The organism is Brevibacterium picturae (assembly GCF_030453725.1).
In the GTDB taxonomy this organism is placed as follows: Bacteria; Actinomycetota; Actinomycetes; order Actinomycetales; family Brevibacteriaceae; genus Brevibacterium; species Brevibacterium sandarakinum_A.
Map to the genome: position 1 here is coordinate 1 of NZ_JAKDJU010000176.1, position 5,925 is coordinate 5,925.

The following is a 5,925-nucleotide window of genomic DNA, read 5'->3' on the forward strand; positions in this document are numbered from 1 at the left end:
AGACCAGGCCAGCCACCCCGTGCAACTCGAAACCAGAAAACTGACAGTGACGCCCACCACATGCCCCGGGCCTGTCAGAGCTGCGCCCGACGAGACCCGCGCCATTGCCTGCATGCGCCGGTGTTACGGTCGCTTCATGACTGCGGAAAAGGCTTCTCACCTTCCCAGGAACCAACCGCCACGTGCCGAGAACGACGCACCGCCAACAGCGGTCGTCGTCGGAGCCTCCGGCTTCATCGGCAGAGCACTCATCGCTCCCCTCGAGTCGTGGGGATATCGGGTGCGCACCATCGGCCGGGCCGCTTCCTCCGGTCACCACATCTCCTGGAGCGACCCTGCTGGGATCGCTGCGGCGATCGATGGTGCCGATCTGCTCATCAACTTCGCCGGTCGCAGTGTGGGATGCCGGTACAGCGATCGCAACCGCCGGGAGATCTGGGACTCTCGCATCACGACGACGCGAGCATTGAACGATGCGGTCAGGGCCGCCTCGGCGCCTCCACGTTTGTGGATCAATTCGAGCACGGCCACTATCTACCGCCATGCCAGGGACCGGCCGCAGACCGAGAACGACGGGGACATCGGTGAGGGCTTCTCCGTCGATGTGGCCAAAGGCTGGGAGCGCGAGCTCTTCCGCGGCGACCTGCCGCGGACAAGGCGAGTCGCGATGCGTATGGCGATCGTGCTCGGTGACGGGGCGGCCCTGACCATGCTCGCGGCGGCAGCCAGGTTCGGTGTCGGCGGGCCTCAGTTGGAAGGACGGTGGTTCGGCCACACGCGGTATCGAGGTATCGGGCCCGATTCCTCAGGCCCAAGAATCTGGCGCGGTCATCCACTCAGTCATGGGAAGCAGCGGTTCAGCTGGGTGCATATCGACGATGTTGTGCGTGCGATCCGGTTCATCGATGACCATGATGAGATCAACGGTCCCGTCAACATCTCAAGCCCCGGGGTTTCGGACAACACCAGACTGATGGCCGCCCTGCGGCGCGGCGTGCGTATGCCGATCGGGATTCCGGCACCTCGATGGCTGCTCGAGATCGGAATGGGGGTCCTGCGGCAGGAGTCGGAGCTGGTGCTCAAGAGCAGATGGGTGCTGCCCGAGCGACTGGAGCAAGCAGGATTCGAGTTCAGATGGACGGATATCCGAGCCGCGACGAAGAGCTTGCTGCGCTGACCGATCAGCCGGCAGCCGCCTCGGCGGGGATTCCGGCCTGCACACAGTCGGGGCAGTAGGGCTGACGATTCTTCTCGGAGCAGTCCTCGCAGCGCAGGTATTGCAGGCGACAGTCGAGGTTTGCGCAGTTGACGAAGTTCGGGGTCGACTTCTCGCACGCGACGCAGTGACCGATCGATTCGGCTCCATCACCGAACTCCACATGCATACGCTTGTCGAAGACGTAGAGGGAGCCATCCCAGTACCCGGTGTTGCCGAAGGTCTCCCCGTAGCGGACGATGCCGCCGTCGAGCTGGTAGACCTCTTCGAAGCCGCGGTTCCTCATCAGCACGGACAGAACCTCGCAGCGGATGCCGCCGGTGCAGTAGGTGACGACCGGCTTGCCTTTGAGGTCGTCGTACTTACCTGATTCGATCTCTTCGATGAAGTCCTTGGTCGTGTCCGTCTCCGGCACGATAGCGTCGCGGAACTTCCCGATCTGGGCCTCCATCGCGTTGCGTCCATCGAAGAAGACGACGTCATCGCCGCGTTCGTCGAGGAGTTTGTGCAGGGCGCCGGGCTTGAGATGCTCTCCGCCGCCCTCGACACCGCTCTCGGACACGGTGATCTCATCGTTGGTTCCGAAAGTCACGAGCTCGGGCCGGACCTTGACGCTCAGCCGCGGGAAGTCGTCGCCTTCGCCGTTGGACCATTTGATGTCGGCCTTCTTGAACGGCCCATAGGACCTTGTGGCCCGCACATACTGTTTGACGTCGAAGATGTCGCCGCCGATGGTGGCGTTGATGCCGTCCTTCGACACGATCACGCGCCCTTTGAGCCCGAGACTCTCGGCCAGCGTGTGCTGCCACAGCTTGACCGCCTCGGGGTCGGCCAGCGGAGTGAATACGTAGAACAAGACGATCTTGGGAGTTGCCATGGCCCATATTCTAATTGGCGAATGTGTCCTCCGAAGTCAGCGGTCGGGTCGTCCAGACGGTGACGGTGAATGCCATTGGTGAGACCGGCTTCCCCTCCTCCCCCGCACCACGGCTAAGATTGACCCTGATGCCGTGTCGTATGAAAGGGCCGTTAAGAGGACATGTCGAGTAACCTCAACTCTGCGAATTCCACGCAGGTCGAATCCCAGCAGGTCGAAACCGATCAGGCCGCCTCCAAGAAGGTCAAGGAGACCGTCGAGTTCGCTGCTGCGAATCCCGACGTTGACCAGCCCTATTCCGACCTCGGTCTGAAAGCCGACGAATACGCGCAGATCCGCGAGATCCTGGGACGTCGCCCCACCTCGGCGGAGTTGGCGATGTACTCGGTCATGTGGTCCGAACACTGCTCCTACAAGTCATCGAAGGTCCACCTGTCGAAATTCGCTGCCTTGGTCACCGAGGACATGAAGAAGCACCTGCTCGTGGGCATCGGCGAAAACGCCGGCGTCGTCGACATCGGGCACGGTTGGGCCGTGACCTTCAAGGTCGAGTCGCACAACCACCCCAGCTACGTTGAACCGCACCAGGGTGCTGCCACCGGTGTGGGCGGAATCGTGCGCGACATCATCTCGATGGGCGCGCGCCCCGTGGCCGTGATGGATCAGCTGCGCTTCGGTGCCATCGATCATCCCGACACTTCGCGCGTGCTCCACGGAGTCGTGTCCGGAATCAGCAACTACGGCAACTCCCTGGGCCTGCCCAACATCGGCGGCGAGACCGTCTTCGACTCCGTGTACCAAGGAAACCCGCTGGTCAACGCCCTCGCAGTCGGCGTCATGCGCCACGACGACATCCGCTTGGCCAATGCTTCAGGCAAGGGCAACAAGGTCATCCTCTTCGGTGCCCGCACCGGCGGCGACGGAATCGGCGGAGCCTCGATCCTCGCCTCGGAGTCCTTCGACGACACGAAGCCCTCGAAGCGACCGGCCGTCCAGGTGGGCGACCCCTTCGCAGAGAAGGTGCTCATCGAATGCTGCCTCGAACTCTTCCACGCCGGAGTTGTCGAAGGCATCCAGGACCTCGGTGCCGCCGGCATCAGCTGCGCGACCTCGGAGCTGGCATCGAACGGTGACGGCGGCATGCACATCGCCCTCGACGACGTGCTGCTGCGCGATGAGACCCTGACCCCTGAGGAGATCCTCATGTCGGAGTCCCAGGAGCGGATGATGGCCGTGGTCACCCCCGAACGCCTCGACGACTTCCTGGCGATCGTCGGCAAATGGGACGTCGAAACCTCCGTCCTCGGCGAGGTCACCGACTCCGAACGCCTCATCATCGAATGGCACGGAGACGTCATCGTCGATGTTCCCCCACGCTCGGTCGCCCACGACGGTCCCGTCTACGAACGTCCGATGACCGAACCCTCCTGGACCGCCGAGGTGGCTGCGAACTCCGTGGAAGCCGCCGGCCTTGTCAAGCCCACCGGTGACGAGCAGCTGCGGGCAACCGTGCTCCAGCTCGCCGGTGCACCGAACCTGGCGTCGAAGGACTGGATCACCTCCCAGTACGACAAGTACGTCCAGGGCAACACCGCACAGGCCTTCCCCGACGATGCAGGAGTCGTCCGCGTCGACGAGGAGTCCGGGCTCGGCGTGGCCATCGCCACCGACGCCAACGGCCGTTACGGCTACCTCGATCCTGCCCGTGGCGCACAGCTGGCGCTGGCCGAGGCCTACCGCAATGTCACCACTGCCGGGGCCATCCCCCGTGCGGTCACTGACTGCCTCAACTTCGGCTCCCCGGAGGACCCGGAGATCATGTGGCAGTTCGCGGCCGCCGTCGAGGGCCTCGCCGAGGCGTGCCAGGACATGGGTATTCCCGTGACCGGCGGCAACGTCTCCCTGTACAACCAGACCGGTGGCGTGGCCATCCACCCGACGCCGGTCGTCGGTGTCCTCGGCGTCTTCGATGACGTCACCCGCGCCACTCCGAGCGGCTGGAAGGAACCGGGCCAGACCATCTATCTGCTCGGTGAGACCGAATCCGAACTCGACGGTTCCGCGTGGGCCGACGTGACGGCCGGCCACCTCGGCGGAGTGCCACCGCAGTACAAACCGCGCGTGGAGAAAGAACTCGGTGAGATCCTCATCAACTCCTCGCGTGACGGCATGATCGATGCCGCGCACGACCTGTCCGAGGGCGGTCTGTCACAGGCGCTGATCGAATCCTGCCTGCGCTACGGCACCGGTGCCCGCATCTGGCTCGACGAAGTGTGCGAACGCGACGAGATCGATGTGTTCACCGCGCTGTTCTCCGAATCCACGGCGCGTGCAATCGTGGCCGTGCCACGGTCCGAAGAGGTCCGGTTCAAGGACATGTGCACCGCGAGGCACTTCCCCTTCATCCGCATCGGCATGACCGACACCGGCGACGAAGCACCTGTCCTCGAGGTCGTCGATCACTTCGAGATCGGCCTCGACGAACTGCGCGAGACCCACGAAGGGACGCTGCCGAAGCACTTCGGCTGAGCATTTTCCATCGTCGAAGGGACCACCGGTCCTCGAATCAGCCGTGACCCCGCGGCTTGTTCGAAGGCCCGTGGTCCCTTCGGCATTCACCCTGTGTGGGTGAGGTCTCGGAGTGCGTAGATCGGCGACGCCTGCGCTTTCTCAGACTCTCACGAACCGGGCCGAGGGCTGCCCATGTGACTGCGGTGAACACCACCACGATGAGCCAATAGATCAGCCAGAACGAGTCAGACAATCCTGCGACGACGATTCCGACGAGCAGCAGTGCGAGGGTGATGCCCGAAGCGAACAGGCAACGATACCAGTCTGCCAAGCTCGAACGCTGCGGCGCCGACGTCGTCCGGACTCCGGATTGTTTGGAATATCGGCGAGTGAACCGGCGGTCGAGGCCGCGAATGATGTCGGGACCGAAGACGACCGAGAACCCCACATAGAAAGCCGCGAGTCCGTGACTGAAGTCTGCCGGAGAATGACCTGCCAGATCGAGGTAGGTCAACACGATGATGACGATGTCGACGACAGGCGTGGCCACGAGCATCAAGCTGGAAACGACTCGCCCTCCGAGGAGGTACCGCACTGCGAGACCGCCCATCAGCAGCACCCAGAAGATAACCTCGCCGACGATGATGTACGATAGCACCGAGATTCTGTTCCTCCACGCGTGGCGAATCTGTTCTTGCCTCGGACAGTATCACGCTCGTCTATCACGGCCGACCGTGTCCGGTCAGGTCACAGCAGCTTCTCATGCCAGGGTGGTTGCTGGGGTGGCTGCCATCTGTTGTGCGCTGACTGATTCGCTTCAGGTCCGGCATGGGGGCCGGGCTGCGCGTTGCCGGTGCCATAGCTGACCGGCTGGTGCGCTTGCCCATTGAGGGGGTGCGCCCGGCGTATCCGCCGAACTGAGGCAGCAGGGCGGGCATTGGGACGATGGCTGAAGGAATTCTGCCGAGAAGGTGGAAGAGCCAGGCCTGCGAACGTCAGCACCATGGCCAGCGCTCGCACGATGATGCAGATGCCGGCGCCGGGGAGGCCACTGGCAGGAAGAAACGCTTGGAGGCCGGGGATTCCGCCGCTGATCAGGCCAGCGATCGCGAGGGCATCGCCACCGCGCCGAGAAGCATACTGGTGATTTCACTGGCGATGTTGACCAGCTCGATGACGGCGAACATCGCAGGATCGCCGGAGATGAGTATCGGGGTCGTGACCAGGATCGGCACGAAGTCGATGAGGAGCGCCGCCCAGAGCAGGCTGCGGGACAGCCAGACCGGGTGCGGTTGCGGCGAACGCGGCCGATTCGGTGCCG

General features: G+C 63.7%; 5 protein-coding genes. 2 read left to right on the forward strand and 3 right to left on the reverse strand.

Annotated features, from left to right (window positions below):
- Window positions 1–136 precede the first annotated feature (136 nt).
- A complete protein-coding gene (locus L0G76_RS13395; RefSeq protein WP_304357673.1) occupies window positions 137–1,177 on the forward strand; it encodes an epimerase in 1,041 nt (346 codons plus the stop codon).
- A gap of 4 nt (window positions 1,178–1,181) precedes the next feature.
- On the opposite strand, the gene trhO is transcribed toward L0G76_RS13395, so the two are convergent.
- The gene (trhO, locus tag L0G76_RS13400) at window positions 1,182–2,093 is read right to left on the reverse strand and encodes an oxygen-dependent tRNA uridine(34) hydroxylase TrhO (RefSeq protein ID WP_304357674.1); all 912 of its coding nucleotides are present in this window, start codon (window positions 2,091–2,093) and stop codon (window positions 1,182–1,184) included.
- A 162-nt stretch (window positions 2,094–2,255) separates the two neighbouring features.
- On the opposite strand from trhO, the gene purL reads away from it, so the two are divergent.
- The gene (purL, locus tag L0G76_RS13405; RefSeq protein WP_304357675.1) at window positions 2,256–4,622 is read left to right on the forward strand and encodes a phosphoribosylformylglycinamidine synthase subunit PurL; all 2,367 of its coding nucleotides are present in this window, start codon (window positions 2,256–2,258) and stop codon (window positions 4,620–4,622) included.
- 37 nt (window positions 4,623–4,659) lie between these two features.
- On the opposite strand, the gene L0G76_RS13410 is transcribed toward purL, so the two are convergent.
- Both L0G76_RS13410 and L0G76_RS13415 read right to left on the reverse strand, forming a co-directional pair.
- Complete coding sequence (locus L0G76_RS13410) at window positions 4,660–5,262, reverse strand: hypothetical protein (protein ID WP_304357676.1); 603 nt, start codon at window positions 5,260–5,262, stop codon at window positions 4,660–4,662.
- A 436-nt stretch (window positions 5,263–5,698) separates the two neighbouring features.
- A partial coding sequence (locus tag L0G76_RS13415) for a hypothetical protein (RefSeq protein WP_304357677.1) occupies window positions 5,699–5,925 on the reverse strand: 227 nt, incomplete at its 5' end.

What these genes read in the sequence shown, in the direction of transcription:
- L0G76_RS13395 (WP_304357673.1), top strand. Translation starts at nt 137, where the DNA reads ATGACTGCGGAAAAGGCTTCTCACCTTCCCAGGAACCAACCGCCACGT.
- trhO (WP_304357674.1), bottom strand. Translation starts at nt 2,093, where the DNA reads ATGGCAACTCCCAAGATCGTCTTGTTCTACGTATTCACTCCGCTGGCC.
- purL (WP_304357675.1), top strand. Translation starts at nt 2,256, where the DNA reads ATGTCGAGTAACCTCAACTCTGCGAATTCCACGCAGGTCGAATCCCAG.